Annotated in this window: 14 protein-coding genes; 11 read left to right on the forward strand and 3 right to left on the reverse strand. The window is 64.4% G+C overall.

Going from position 1 to position 13866, the window contains the following annotated elements; translation table 11 throughout:
* Positions 1 to 448 precede the first annotated feature (448 nt).
* Both AC0X69_RS02820 and AC0X69_RS02825 read left to right on the forward strand, forming a co-directional pair.
* A complete protein-coding gene (locus AC0X69_RS02820; RefSeq protein ID WP_482611082.1) occupies positions 449 to 1021 on the forward strand; it encodes an isochorismatase family protein in 573 nt (190 codons plus the stop codon).
* Positions 1022 to 1152: 131 nt separating this feature from the next.
* The gene (locus tag AC0X69_RS02825; RefSeq protein ID WP_482611084.1) at positions 1153 to 2484 is read left to right on the forward strand and encodes a nicotinate phosphoribosyltransferase; all 1332 of its coding nucleotides are present in this window, start codon (positions 1153 to 1155) and stop codon (positions 2482 to 2484) included.
* A 69-nt stretch (positions 2485 to 2553) separates the two neighbouring features.
* Here AC0X69_RS02825 and AC0X69_RS02830 read toward each other — a convergent pair whose 3' ends face one another.
* Complete coding sequence (locus tag AC0X69_RS02830; RefSeq protein ID WP_482611086.1) at positions 2554 to 2802, reverse strand: hypothetical protein; 249 nt, start codon at positions 2800 to 2802, stop codon at positions 2554 to 2556.
* A gap of 61 nt (positions 2803 to 2863) precedes the next feature.
* Positions 2864 to 3295: a BLUF domain-containing protein gene (locus AC0X69_RS02835; protein WP_482611088.1), complete on the reverse strand. Its 432-nt coding sequence runs from the start codon at positions 3293 to 3295 to the stop codon at positions 2864 to 2866.
* 283 nt (positions 3296 to 3578) lie between these two features.
* On the opposite strand from AC0X69_RS02835, the gene AC0X69_RS02840 reads away from it, so the two are divergent.
* The 9 genes from AC0X69_RS02840 (at position 3579) to AC0X69_RS02880 (ending at position 13151) form a co-directional block, all read left to right on the forward strand.
* On the forward strand, positions 3579 to 3854 hold the full coding sequence (locus AC0X69_RS02840) for a phasin family protein (RefSeq protein WP_482611090.1): 276 nt from the start codon (positions 3579 to 3581) through the stop codon (positions 3852 to 3854).
* Between the two features lie 31 nt (positions 3855 to 3885).
* Positions 3886 to 4458, forward strand: a complete 573-nt coding sequence (locus AC0X69_RS02845; protein ID WP_482611092.1) for a DUF2585 domain-containing protein — start codon at positions 3886 to 3888, stop codon at positions 4456 to 4458.
* A gap of 167 nt (positions 4459 to 4625) precedes the next feature.
* A complete protein-coding gene (gene proB / locus AC0X69_RS02850; protein WP_482611094.1) occupies positions 4626 to 5756 on the forward strand; it encodes a glutamate 5-kinase in 1131 nt (376 codons plus the stop codon).
* 346 nt (positions 5757 to 6102) lie between these two features.
* Positions 6103 to 6534 (forward strand): Rrf2 family transcriptional regulator, encoded by a 432-nt coding sequence (locus AC0X69_RS02855; protein WP_482611096.1) that lies wholly within the window; start codon positions 6103 to 6105, stop codon positions 6532 to 6534.
* Between the two features lie 106 nt (positions 6535 to 6640).
* Positions 6641 to 8305 (forward strand): hydroxylamine reductase, encoded by a 1665-nt coding sequence (hcp, locus tag AC0X69_RS02860; RefSeq protein ID WP_482611098.1) that lies wholly within the window; start codon positions 6641 to 6643, stop codon positions 8303 to 8305.
* Positions 8306 to 8357: 52 nt separating this feature from the next.
* Positions 8358 to 9386 (forward strand): 2Fe-2S iron-sulfur cluster-binding protein, encoded by a 1029-nt coding sequence (locus AC0X69_RS02865; RefSeq protein WP_482611100.1) that lies wholly within the window; start codon positions 8358 to 8360, stop codon positions 9384 to 9386.
* Positions 9387 to 10380: 994 nt separating this feature from the next.
* The gene (locus tag AC0X69_RS02870; protein ID WP_482611102.1) at positions 10381 to 11109 is read left to right on the forward strand and encodes a DUF2076 domain-containing protein; all 729 of its coding nucleotides are present in this window, start codon (positions 10381 to 10383) and stop codon (positions 11107 to 11109) included.
* Positions 11110 to 11250: 141 nt separating this feature from the next.
* Positions 11251 to 11598: a hypothetical protein gene (locus AC0X69_RS02875; protein WP_482611104.1), complete on the forward strand. Its 348-nt coding sequence runs from the start codon at positions 11251 to 11253 to the stop codon at positions 11596 to 11598.
* 20 nt (positions 11599 to 11618) lie between these two features.
* On the forward strand, positions 11619 to 13151 hold the full coding sequence (locus tag AC0X69_RS02880) for a L,D-transpeptidase family protein (protein ID WP_482611106.1): 1533 nt from the start codon (positions 11619 to 11621) through the stop codon (positions 13149 to 13151).
* Here the strand turns inward: AC0X69_RS02880 and AC0X69_RS02885 are convergent, their stop codons facing one another.
* Positions 13152 to 13838, reverse strand: coding sequence for an HD domain-containing protein (locus AC0X69_RS02885; protein WP_482611107.1), 687 nt, complete (start codon positions 13836 to 13838; stop codon positions 13152 to 13154). It lies immediately after the preceding gene.
* Positions 13839 to 13866 lie beyond the last annotated feature (28 nt).

A 13866-nucleotide genomic window follows, 5' to 3' on the forward strand; every position in this document is an offset into this window, starting at 1 on the left:
GGATGAATGCTAGAGCACGAGCTTAACATAATCAAACAATCACGTTGACTGGCGAAGCGTGGATAAAGAAAACGCCCGCGTACATCCGGCGTCGGAGCGTTGACCATTAAGGCCATGCCGAACACCAAGAGGATGGCGCCAAAACTGAACATTATTTGCTGATATAAATTCAGCAATTACTCGTGCGAAAGCGTTGCAAAAACGAAAACGTGAAATTTCTACGCCCCCTAGCAAGTCATGCGCGGCGAGGCGCAGACAATATTGACGCGAGAAGCCGGACGACGGAGCACGACCGCTGTAGACCGTCACGCATGGAAATCCAGAAGCGGCAAGCGCTCTCCCCCGAATTGCGATCGAGACTGATTCGCGATTTCACATGCAACGGAAAAAAGGGGGTACGGATTATAGAAAGGGCGACGCCTGCAAGCACTCTGAGAGGAGCCGGGACATGGCCCACGATGCGATGCGGCTGAAGCCTGGCGACGCGCTCCTTGTCCTGGACGTGCAGCGCGATTTCTGCGCGGGCGGCGCTCTCGAGGTCCCTGACGCGGATAGAATTCTTCCGGTGGTCAACCTGCTGATCGAGGAAGCCGTCTCAGCCGGCGTTCCAGTTTTCGCCTCGCGCGACTGGCATCCGCCGGGCCACGCGAGCTTTGACGAAACTGGCGGACCCTGGCCGGCGCATTGCGTGCAGGGCAGCGCTGGCGCGCAGTTCCATCCGGATCTGCGCCTTCCCGAGCGCGCAACCATCATCAGCAAAGGGGCGGCGCAAGAGCGCGACCAGCTCTCCGCCTTCAACGCCAGCGTACTCGCGGATCGGCTGCGACGCCTTCACGTGCGGCGACTGTTGATCGTCGGATTGGCGCTCGACGTCTGCGTGCTCGAAACCGCGTTGGACGCCGCAAAGGAAGGATTCGAAACGCATGTGCGGCTCTCCGGCGCGCGCGCCATTACGCCTCAAGGCGGAAGGGCGGCCGTCGAGAAGATGCGGAAGGCTGGCGTCGTCGTCGAAGAGCGCTGAAACCAGTTGAGCGGGGCGCTACGCGCTTTAAGCGGCGAGCGATTTGCCCGACCCCGGCGCCGTCGTTATGGTCCGGCCCGGCGCGCGAGCGCTCGCAGCCTTAGCCAATCTGATCATGAGAGGGAGCGATCGTGTCCGCCAACGCGCTCTTCGCGGATCTCTATGAATTCACGATGCTGCGCGCCTATTTCGAATTGGGGATGGACGCAGAGGCGACATTCAGCCTCTTCGTGCGCAAGCTGCCGCCGCAACGCAATTTCCTGATCGCCGCAGGCCTGCACGATCTGCTCGAGGAAATCGAGCATTTGCGTTTTGAGCCGCAGCATCTCGACTATCTGAGTTCGCTTGGCGTCGCGTCGCAGCCTTTCCTCGACTGGCTCGCGAATTTTCGCTTCTCCGGCGACATCCATGCGATGCGCGAGGGGACGCCATTTTTCGAAAACGAACCGATCCTAGAAGTCGTCGCGCCGATTGCAGAGGCGCAGCTCATTGAAACGCTCGTTCTCAATCAGATCGGTCTGCAGACGATCCTGGCGTCCAAGGCGGCGCGCGTCGTGGCCGCCGCGCGCGGCCGCAGCGTCGTCGACTTTGGCGCGAGACGGGCGCAAGGCGTGGATGCGGCGACAAAGGGCGCGCGCGCGTTCTACATCGGGGGAGTCGACGCGACCTCCAACGTCGCCGCCGGACAGGTCTATGGACTGCCTGTCGCAGGAACGATGGCGCATAGCTTTGTCGAAGCCTGCGCGTCGGAGATGGACGCCTTTCAAGCTTTCAGCGATGTCTTTCCGGAGACGACGCTGCTCGTCGACACTTACGATACGATCGAAGGGGTCAAGAAGGTCGTCGCGCTCGCGAAGGCGCGCGGGAAGGATTTCAAAGTCCGCGCGGTGCGCCTCGATTCCGGCGATCTTTACGCGCTCGCCTGCGAAACCCGGCGCATCCTGGACGCGGCTGGCCTGACTGACGTGCAGATCGTCGCCAGCGGGGGTCTCGACGAAATGAAGATCGACGATCTCACCGCTCGCGGCGCCCCAGTCGATGTCTTCGGCGTCGGCACCGATATGGCGGTGTCGAGCGACGCCCCTGCTCTCGACATCGCCTATAAGCTGACCGAATACGCCGGCGAAGGCCGCATGAAACTCTCGACGGGCAAGCCGTCGCTGCCGGGCCGCAAGCAGGTTTTTCGAGAATTTCGCGACGGCGTTGCAGTGCGTGACGTGATCGCTCGGCGTGACGAAACCTTGCCAGGCGCCGGATTGCTCCGTCCGTTCATCATCTCGGGTCGACGCGTCGCTGAGCAAACATGCGACCTTTCGCAAATCCGCGTGCACGCGAAAGAACAGCTCGCGGCCCTGCCCGCGCAGCTGCGAACGCTCAAGCCGCGCGGCGCACGCTATGACGTTTCGATCAGTGAAGAACTCGCCCGCTATGAGCAGGAGGTTCGCGCGCGGCTGATCACTTGAACTCGGAGCAGCGCGTGCGTGACCCGGACGGTTTTTGTCGGCGCCACGGAGATCCCGGCGCAGGCGGCGCTAGCGCCGATCCTTACGTTCAAGGAATTCGGAGGTGAAGCGCTTGAGCGCGGTCCGCAGATCCTCGGCGTATCCGGTCGCCCCCAGCGACTGAAATCTCTCTATGTCCGCGAGCATCAGTTCTCTCACGGGCGCCGCGCCACGATGCAGATTGACCAAATAGCCGGACAGCAGTCGACGATCCCGCCCCGGGGCGCCCACATTGATGTGGCTCTCAGCCGAGCCGATTTTCTCAACGATTCCTAACATTAGCAGCTCCGAAGGGCGCGGCCGGCCAAAGGCAGGCGACATACCCAAGCAAGAATTGCGCTCACCGGAGTTCGGGAAGCGCCGTCACGTGCCCAAACTTGAAAAAGCCGTCGACCATGGCGGGGAAATCCTTATCGCCGGGCATCGCTTCGAAGGTTGTGGCGGCGCATCTCGGCGCGCCGCAAAACAGTTTCATCCCCCAATCAGGGTAGCTGCGCGTCGAAATCCGTTCGTGGACGAGCTTGACCACGCCAGAGTGGCGCGGATCTTTACGGATCTGCAGATAAAGGGGCGTCAGCGCCTGACGCGGTCCCTCGAGTATCTGCAAAAAATTCAGGCCGTTATAAAAAAGCGCGCCGCTAATCTGGAGCGGCCGATTTCGCGCCGCTGATTTCTCCACCATCCATTCGAGGGCCGAGCGGCTCAGATCAAGATTTGCGTTACTGAAATAAACCAACCGATGCATTACGGCCTCCTCGCTCGCGCCGCCCACGCGAGCCCCATCAATTCCGTTCATAATAACGCCCGTCAACCGCCACGGGCGACAAACATTGTAGGACCAGAATAAAAATTATTCAACGAAATCACTTGGTTGACCAACATCAACGGGCTGGCCGCGTCGCGGGCCCGTCATATGCCCGTCTCAGACCGGACGCTATTCTAGCTCCCATATTGGATAGCTTTTCAGTGGCGAGGGAGGCGCTGGCGCGGCCGCGCCTCCCTCTATATTTTCGGTGATTGTCAGAGATATGTCCGGCAGCTCCAAGGGGAACATCATGATCGCGCCCGGCGCCTCCCTCGTTTCGACCTCGCTCAAGACCTATCAGGACCTTGCCGTGAGATTGATGGAATTCAGCCTGATCAACACGCGGTCAGCGCTGAAATTCGCGCAGGACGTATCAGCGGCGAAGTCGCCGCAAGATATCGCCGACGCAATGGTCGATTACGGCCGCAGGCAATTCGAATGCTGGACGGAGGAGCTGGAGGAACTCTCCGTCGGAAGCCGCGCCGACAAGAATAGGGACGCCGATATCGCCGGACTCGGAGACTAGTCTCCCCGGCCGCGTCTCCCAGTTGAGAAGTATGATTCTGAACGCAACCGCATGGGAGATCACGGCTGCGGCGAGCGCCGCGCTCATCTTTCAGGCGGGCGCGCTCTGGGCGCTCGGGCGGCCGTTTCTCTGCTCCCAAGGCAAATTCAAGCTCTGGGAAGGCGACCCCTCCTCCCACTGCCTCTCTCAGCATCTCGCGGACTGGTACAGCTTCACGCATGTCATTCACGGCGTGCTGTTCTATTTTCTCCTCTGGCTTGCAGCGCCGGGATTGTCGATCTGGCAGCGCTTCCTGATCGCGCTCGCGCTCGAAGTCGGCTGGGAGATCCTCGAGAACACGCCGTTCGCGATCCGCCACTATCGCAAGCAGGCGCCGGCCGAAGGCTATGGCGGCGACAGCATCGTCAATTCGCTCGTCGATACGCTGGCGATGGCCTTTGGCTTCCTGCTGGCGTGGAGGCTGCCCGTGCTCGCCGTTCTCGCCATGTCCATCGTTCTCGAACTCTTCGTCGCGCTGAAGATCCGCGACAATTTCACACTCAATGTCGTCAATTTCATTTATCCATTCGATGTCATCCGGCGCTGGCAGAAAAACGCGCTCTAACCGCCAATTTGCAGTTGGAGCGGCCGCGGGCTAACTCTGCGTCGACGCCGCGCCGCATCCTGTTGAGCAGCGTGCTTGACGCGTCACTCCGGCGGGCGCACGCCCGATTGGAAATGACCGCCGTGCAGTCGCAGCCTCGCAACTGATCAACGCAAGCTCCCGTACGGATGACCAAGCGCGCCCCCGCACTCGCCGACTTCAAACGCATCGTCGTCAAGGTCGGCTCCTCGCTCATCGTCGACCCCAACAAGGCGTCGGCGAAACGCGCCTGGCTGAAGCGTCTCGCCGACGACGTCGCCGACCTGCACCGCGCCGGGGCCGACGTGCTCGTCGTTTCCTCCGGCGCCGTTGCGCTCGGGCGCAGCGTGCTCGGTTTCTCGCGCGGCGCGCTGAAGCTCGAGGACAGCCAGGCCGCCGCCGCCGTCGGGCAGATCGCGCTCGCGCGGCTCTGGGCCGAGACCTTGCACGACCGCGGCCTCGTCGCCGGGCAGGTGCTGGTCACGCTCGGCGACACTGAGGAGCGCCGCCGCTATCTCTATGCGCGCGAATGTCTGACGCGGCTATTGTCGCTGCGCGCCGTGCCGGTGATCAATGAGAACGACACCGTGGCGACCGCGGAAATCCGCTACGGCGACAATGACCGCCTCGCCGCGCGCGTCGCCACAATGGCGAGCGCCGATCTGTTGATCCTCCTGTCCGACGTCGACGGGCTCTACAGCGCCCCGCCCGATTCAAACCCGGATGCGAAGCACATCCCCGTCGTGCCGCGCGTCACCGCGGAAATCGAAGCGATGGCCGGCGGCGCCGCCTCGCAATATTCGCGCGGCGGCATGCGCACCAAGATCGAGGCGGCGAAGATCGCGACGACCGGCGGCGCGCATATGGTGATCGCGGACGGGCGCGAAGAGGCGCCGATCGCGCGCATCGCAGCGGGCGGACGCTGCAGCTGGTTTCTGACCCCGTCCAATCCGGTGACGGCGCGCAAGAAATGGATCGCCGGCTCTCTGGAGCCAAAGGGCGCCGTGCACATCGACGACGGCGCGGCGAAGGCGCTGCGCTCGGGCCGCAGCCTGCTGCCGGCGGGCGTGACGCGAATCGAAGGCGCTTTCGCGCGCGGCGACTGCATCGTGATCCGCAACGCCAAGGGCGGCGAGATCGGCCGCGGACTCGTCACCTATGACGCGGTCGACGCGGCGAAGATCGTCGGCCGCTCGACCAAGGACATCGAGGCGCTGATCGGCTTCAAGGGCCCCGACGAAATCATCCACCGCGACGACATGGCGTTAGGTGGGGAGTGAAAGAGAGACGCGTCGCAGTCCTCGTCCTTCGAGACGCGCCTTGCAGGCGCTCCTCAGGATGAGGACTGCTTTTGGGGCTGACGGCTGAAGGCAGTCTTGGCGGCTGCGAGGTCAGCCGTCCTTCGTATCCCCCAACCTAAGGCCCTCATCCTGAGGAGCGTGCGCAGCGCGCGTCTCGAAGGACGAGGGCCGGCTTCAGTTGATGCTCCCAAATCGGCATGGCCGGGCGAAGCCGTCGAAGACGGCGTCGCTTCGCTCGCCTATGTCCCGGCCATCCACGCCGAGACGTTGTGCAATGCTTGCGAGATGTATTTCAGAATTTCAGATACCGTGTTAAATTCGCGACATGCGCCTCACGACCTTCACCGACTTCGGCCTGCGCGCCCTCATCCTCCTCGCCGACCGCAATCCGCAAGTGATGAGCGCGGCGGCGATCGCCGATCATTTCGGCGTTTCCCGCCACCATATGGCGAAAGTGCTTCAGGAACTCGCGGCGGCCGGATATGTCGAGGGCATCCGCGGCGCGCAGGGCGGCGTGCGACTGGCGCGCGATCCCCGCGACATCCGCATCGGGCAAGTGGTGCGCACGCTCGATGATCAGCCGCTCGTCGAATGTTTCAGCCCACAGGGCAGCAGCTGCGCGCTTTTGCCGCGCTGCCGACTGAAAGGCATGCTGGCCCGCGCCGAGCAGGGATTTTTGCGCGAACTCGATCGCTTCACGCTGCACGATTGCCTCGACAAATCCGCGGCTTTCCCGCTCGCCGATCTCTCCGCCTGAATTGTCGTCGCGAAATGTCGCGCCGCATGGCGCGCGTCACGGCTTGACTTCTGCCCTTTTTAATACGCATTCTAAATACCGAATAAGCAAGCCAGGAGGGAGCGACATGTTCTGTTATCAATGCGAGCAGACTTACCGGTCGGATGAAGGCGCCGGCTGCGCGGGCGCGAAGGGAATGTGCGGCAAGGACGCGACGACCGCCGATCTGCAGGACATTCTGCTCTATGTCTGTGAGGGCCTCGGCCAGTATCTGCATCGCGCGCGTCAACTGGACGCGACGGACGTCGAAGCCGACCGCTTCATCCTCTTCGCCTTCTTCACGACTCTCACCAACGTCAATTTCAACGCGGCGAAGTTCGTCGAACTGATCCAGCAGGCCTCGCAGATCCGCGAACGCGCCAAGTCCCTTTACGAAAGCGCCGCGTGCGCCGCCGGCAAGGAGCCGGAACTTCTCTCCGGCCCCGCCGTTTTTGCGCCCGCCAGCAACATGGCCGGACTTCTCGCCCAGGCCTCCGAAGCCGCCGTGCGCAAGGACGCAGCGATCCTCGGCGAGGACGCCGTCGGCGCCCGCGCGCTCATCCTCTATGGCCTCAAGGGCGTCTGCGCCTATGCGCATCACGCGCGCGTTCTCGGCGAAGAGCGCGACGCGATCTACGCGGCCGTTGAACATGCGCTTGACACGCTGGCGCGCGAAGAGGGCGATGTCGCCACGCTTCTCGACGAAGCGCTGGCGCTCGGCCGCGCCAACTTCCTCGCCATGGAGGCGCTCGACGCCGCGAATACCGGAACATTCGGCGCGCCGACGCCGACGAGCGTGCGCGTGACGCCGGTCGAGGGCAAGGCGATCCTCGTCTCGGGCCACGATCTGAAGGATCTGCACGCCATCCTCGAAGCCACGAAGGACAAGGGCGTCAACGTCTATACGCATGGCGAGATGCTGCCGGCGCATTCCTATCCGAAGCTCAAGGTCTATCCGCATCTCGTCGGCAATTACGGCGGCGCCTGGCAGGATCAGCAGAAGGAATTCGCCGAATTCCCCGGTCCGATCGTCATGACCTCCAACTGTCTCATCGAGCCGCAGCCCCGCTATCGGGGCCGCATCTTCACCGCTGGACCGGTCGGCTGGGCGGGCATTCGCCACATCGCCGACGAGAATTTCGCGGTCGTCGCGCAGGCGGCGCAGGCCCTGCCCGGCTTCACCGAAGACGCGCCGGAGAAGACCATCACCATCGGCTTCGGACGCGACACGGTGCTCGGCGTCGCCGACAAGGTGATCGATGCGGTCAAGAGCGGCGCCATCCGCCACTTCTTCCTCGTCGGCGGATGCGACGGCGCGGCGCCGGGGCGCAATTACTACAGCGATTTCGCCGACGAAGCGCCGGAGGATACGGTGATCCTCACGCTCGGCTGCGGCAAATACCGCTTCAACAAGCATGAGTTCGGCACGATCGGCGGTCTGCCGCGCCTTCTCGACATGGGCCAGTGCAATGACGCCTATTCGGCGCTCGTCGTCGCGACGAAGCTGGCGGAAGCCTTCGGCGTCGGCGTCAATGAACTGCCGCTGTCGCTCATCGTCTCTTGGTTCGAGCAGAAAGCGGCGGCCGTTCTTCTGACGCTGCTCGCGCTGGGGGTGCGCAATGTGCGACTCGGCCCGACGCTGCCGGCCTTCCTGACGCCGGCGCTCGTCAACGTGCTGGTTGAGCAATTCGGCGTGCAGCCGGTCGGCGACGCCAAGGCCGACATCGAAGCGTCGCTCTCCCGCGCCGCGTAGTCCCTGCAACGGACGCCCGGACTCGGGCGTCCGACTCTCGCCGGAATCCGCCATGTACAAGGTCAGCCTGCTCACGCGCGACGGCGCGACGATCGCCTTCGACGCCGAACCCTCCGACACGCTACTGGACGCCGCCGAACGCGCGAGCATTTATCTTCCATCCTCTTGCCGGGAGGGCGGCTGCGGCGCGTGCCGCGTCTCGCGCGCGAGCGGAGAGGTCGAACTCCTGTCCCACAGCAGTTCGGCGCTGAGCGAGGAAGAGCGCATGGCGGGCGACATATTGTTGTGCCGCGCGCAGCCGCGCAGCGATCTCGCACTGCGCGCCCCCTTCGACGAAGCGTCGGTCGGCTATGCGGCGGTTCCCGAACGTCGCGCGAGGCTCGTCGCGCTTGAACCCGCCGGCTCGGGGGCGGTGCGCCTGCAGCTGCAATATGAAGACGACCCGACGTTCGGTAGCGCCGCGCAGTTCACCGCGGGACAGTTCGTCGAACTCACCCTCCCCGACGGCTCGGCGAAGCGCTCCTATTCGCTCGCCAATACGCCGAACTGGGATGGAACGCTCGAGCTGTTCATCCGCCTTCAGCCGAACGGCGCCTTCTCGAACTATCTTCGCGAGCGCGCCGTCCCCGGCGACGCGCTGCTGGTGCGCGGTCCGCAGGGGCAATTCACCGCCGACGAAGCGAGCGCCGCGCCGCGCTGGTTCGTCGTCGGGGGGACCGGCCTCGCGCCGGCGCTGTCCATGCTGCGGCAGATGGCGGAATTCGCCGATCAGCGCCCCTGCCGGCTGTTCTTCGGCGTCAATAAGGTCGACGAGCTTTTCGCGCTCGACGTGATCGAAGAACTCAAGGCGGCGTTGCCGCAACTCAACGTGACGCTCTGCGTCTGGAAGCCGGAATCGGAATGGCGTGAGTTCGCCGGCACGCCGGCCGAAGCGCTCGCGCAGGCGCTGCGGACGGCGACCGAGACGCCGGACATTTACGTCTGCGGCCCGCCCCCACTCATCGCCGCGACCGAGGAGACCGCGCGCGCTTCCGGCGTCCCGCACGAGCGCATCTTCAGCGAGAAATTCACGGCGGCGTGAGGGGCAAGCTGATCGCTGGGCGAAAGACGCGCTTGGCATGTTCTAAGTTCCAGGTCATGGCCGGGCTTGTCCCGGCCATCCACGCTCGGACATTGCGCCTCACACTGCAAGGCGTGCGCAATTACGCCGCCGCCCATCGACGGATCGCAGTCCTCGTTTTCGAGACGCCGCTTTCGGCGGCTCCTCAGGATGAGGACTGCTTTGCTGGCGCAGCAGACTACATTGCAAAAAGCGGGGATCCCGCAACCAAAGGCCCTTCATCCTGAGCGCGCGCGCAGCGCGCGTCTCGACGGACGAGGGGCCGCCTCCGGTGGCGTGATGTCCAATGCATGCACAACGGCGCCACGTGGATGCCCGCGACAAGCGCGGGCATGACGCGCAGAAATTGCAGGTATCGCGCCAAAACTTATCCCCACCTTGAAAACCTCCCCTATCCTGCTCCCGCCTCGCCAACTGAAAGGGGCGTCGTCAGGGTCGGCGGCGCTGGCGCGGACGGTTAAGCGCAGGACGACGACCCTCGCTCCTGCGTCGGGCGCTCCGACCGCCGATCGGGTCTCCTCCTGGCGTGGAGGGCGCATGTTTCCGCATGCGCGAAGCGACCCGGTCAAATGCTTAGGCCGCACGCAGGGAACGATTACCTAGAACGGGCAAAGTTCCAGCGGCCGGGGCGGCGAATATGAGGCCCTTGCGACGCGACCGAAGGAGCGATCCGGCCGGCGCGTCGTGGAAAAAGACCGTGTCCGGGACGGCTCATCAGCCCCGACGCGCATTTTCGCTTCACGCACTCGGCCGAGTAACGGGGCCGGGGCGTCCCGGACCACCCTCTCTCAACCCGCGCCAAAGGCGGCGGGAAATTTCGGCGAGCGCCCATTTTTCCGGCAGATTTCGAAAGTTTAATAGGCTGCGTTCGCGCTTGGGGCTTGGCGGCGTTTTGCGGCGGGGCCATATCATTCTGCGCCGCGCCTTCGAGGGCGGCGGACCATGGAGAGATTCTATGTCACCGGAAGAACGCCAACTTATCGCTGGTCTGTTCGAGCGCACCAAGAGCGCCGCTTCGACGCCGCGCGACCAGGAGGCGGAGGCTTTCATCAGCGAGCAGATCAAGGCCCAGCCGGCCGCGCCCTATCTCCTGGCGCAGACCGTGATCGTCCAGGATCAGGCGCTACAGGGCGCCAACGCGCGCATCGAAGAGCTCGAGGCCCGCATGCAGGAGCTTGAGTCGAAGCCTGCCGGCGGTTTCCTCGGGGGCCTGTTCGGGGGCGGGCAACGTCCTTCGCCGCAGCGGCCGTCGCCGCAGGCCAGACCGAGCGGACCCTGGGGCGGCCAGCAGGGCGGCATGAACCCCGTGGCCGGCGGCTACGCGCCGCAAGGCTGGGGTCAACAGCAGCAACCTCCGGCTGAAGGCGGCAGCTTCCTGAAGGGCGCGCTCGGCACCGCCGCGGGCGTCGCGGGCGGCGTGCTGCTCGCCGACGGGATCCGCAGCCTGTTCAGCCATGGCGGCGGCTACGGGGGGATGGGCAATCTTGGCATCGGCTCCGGCTTTGCGCCGGCCGGCGGCGAGACGGTCATCAACAACTATTACGGCGACCAGTCGGGATCCAGCGAGGCCGGATATGACGCCGGCTACGACGACGCCGGCGGCGCGCAGGACGCCGACTATGGCGGCGGCTTCGACGACGGCGGCGGCTTCGACAGCGGCGGCGACGGCGGCTTCGACGTCTAACGAAAGCGGCTCCCGGCCCCAAGGGCCGGGAGTTCTTGCATCTGGCGCCCTGTGCGCCAGCGCACCGCGACTCCTCGAGCGGCGCTCTAGGGTCCGATCATCCGCTGATCGACAAACCCAGCGCCAATCGGAGAACTCGCCATGATCCGTTCAATGAACCGCAGCGCCAACCGCACGACCCGAACCTTTGCTTCACGACCGGTGCGCGTCGCGGTCGCCATGAAGATCGCCTTCGCGATCGTCGCCGCCAACGTCAGCTTCGCCGCCGCCAAGGCGCTCTTCGTCAAGGCGCCGGAATCGCCGCCGGTTCGCATCGCCGCAGGCGCTTCGCCCGTGAAGCCGTTCATCCTTCCCGTCGACTGGCAGGAGCCGACGACGGTCGCCCAGTCCGATCCCGCGCAGAATTGCCATGGCGTCGTCGTCGAGACGGACGAAGGCTATGGCGTGCGCGGACAGGCCATCCGCTTCGTCTGCCGCAAGGCGCTGTAGACTCAGAGGAGTCTAAGTAAATGTTTCGCGTTTCGCTCGTTGCGCAGGCCACGCCCCTCGTCCTCGCCGCCCTGCTCGCTGGTCCGACATTCGCGCAACCGTCCTCGCGGGACGCGCCCGCCTCATCGGCCGAACTCGAGAGGAAGACGGCGCCGGGGTTGAAAGCCGAGAAGTCCGATCCGCCAGAGGCCGACTTGCCTGACGCCGATGCGAGGCAGGGAGCCGATGAACGGCGCCGGCGCGACGAACAGCAGAGCGATAAGCAGCAGGCGAGCGAAGCGCGCGAGAGCCTCAAGCAGGCGCTGCAAGGCTGGACGAATGAAAAACCGCGCGTCGAGGGGGCGGCCAAGCGGTCGGAGATCGCCGCCTTTTACAAGAAGCGCGATTACGCGCCGCTCTGGCGCGCCGAGGACGGCTTCGCAGAATCCGCGAGGAGCGCGAGGGACGCCCTGCGCGAAGCAGACCGCGACGGCCTGCGGGTGGAGGCGCCCGAGGAGGCGTCGCGCTGGAGCGCCGAGGCCGAACTCGCCCTGTCCGAGGCGGTCGCCGAATATGCGGCGCAGGCGAGCGGCGCCAGAATCGATCCCGAAAAGATTTCGGACGAAATCAGAGAACGCCCGAAGGTCGCAAAGCCGACGCAAGCGCTCGACGCCGTCGCCGAAGCTGGACGCGACGCGGGCGCGCGGCTCGCCGCGTTCAATCCGCCGCATCCGGCCTACGTCGCGTTGCGCGAGAAGCTCGCCGAACTGCGCGCCGCGCGCGCGCATCCGCGTCGTGAGGCCACAGCGTCCCGCGCCTCCGACGCCGGACCTATTACGGATTTCGCGTCGCTTCCCGAAGCCGAGGCGAAGCGCGTCGAGGCGGAGATCATCGCCAATATGGAGCGATGGCGCTGGTACCCGCGCGAGATGGCCGCGACTCGCCTTGAGATCAACATTCCGCAGTTCGAAACCACATTCACGCGCGACAATCGTCTTGTGCAGCGCGCGCGCGTGATCGTCGGGAAGAAGACGTCGCCGACGCCGGTCTTCTCGGATGAGATGAGCTACATCATCATCAATCCGACCTGGAACGTTCCCGAATCGATCGTCGAGAAGGAGCTGGAGCCCAAGACCGGCGGCAAGCTCTCCAAGCTTCGCGCGCGCGGCTATAAAGTGACCTACCGCAATGGAAAGCCTTTCGTTCAGCAGCCGCCCGGCGAGAAGAACGCGCTCGGGCGATTGAAATTCGTGTTCCCCAACGATCTTCTGATCTACATGCACGACACGCCGCAGAAGAAACTCTTCGCCCGCGCGAAGCGCGCGTTCAGTCACGGGTGCGTGCGCGTGCAGAATCCGTTCAAGCTCGCCGAAGAAGTGGTCGGACGCCCGGACTACGACGAAAAGCGGTTACGCGCGCTGATCGGCAAGAAGGAGCATCGCGTCGATCTTGCAAAGCCGATACCGGTTCACATCCAATATTTCACCGCCGTGGTCGACGACGACGGCGCGCTGAAGCTTTACGACGATCTCTACGGCTATTCGGCCAAGGTGCGGGAGGCGCTCGCGTCGTAGCTACGCCGAGGAGGCGAGCCGCGCCACCTGCTGACGCAGTTCTTCTTGCGCGCGCGCGAGATTTTCATCCGCCTTTTCGGCCCAGAGTTTCCGGGTTTCGTCGCGACGGTAGAGCGCGTCTCCGCGTGCGGCGAACGTCTCGATCATCTGAAGCCGTCCGAGGCAAAACAGCGGCTCTGGCACCCAGGCGTATTCGAAGCGAAGGCGCGCCAGGTTTCGCTCGAATGCTGGCCACGGCGCGCCGAGCGAAGAAAGATCGAGATCGAGGAACAGATCGAGATCGCGTGAGAACCCGGGATAGTGTTCGATTGCGGCGCGCGCGTTGAGATGATCGGCCGTCGCCATGATCAGATCGCGCACAGCATCCGTGTCCGACTTGTCGAATTTCGAATGGCGCTCGAACAGCGCCGCGCTGGCGCGAACATTTTCGGCGTCGGGACGAAGCAGACCGTCGGCGTTGCGCGTCAGATACACAGCATCATGCCAGAAGATGGCGGCGGCGATCAGATCGGGCCGGACGGCCAGCGCCTTCATCGAATCGAGCTTCGACAGCAGATCGATGATATGGCTCCAGTCGTGATAGCCGCGCTGCGGCTCGCGGTAGGCGGCGTCGATGACGAAAAAAGCATTCGTGTCGTGACGCGATGCGATGAGGGTCCAATATTTCTGCACGAGATGTGAGATCATGCGCGACGAGCGATCCTGAGAGAAACCT

The organism is Methylocystis sp. Uni0008, from assembly GCF_056838045.1.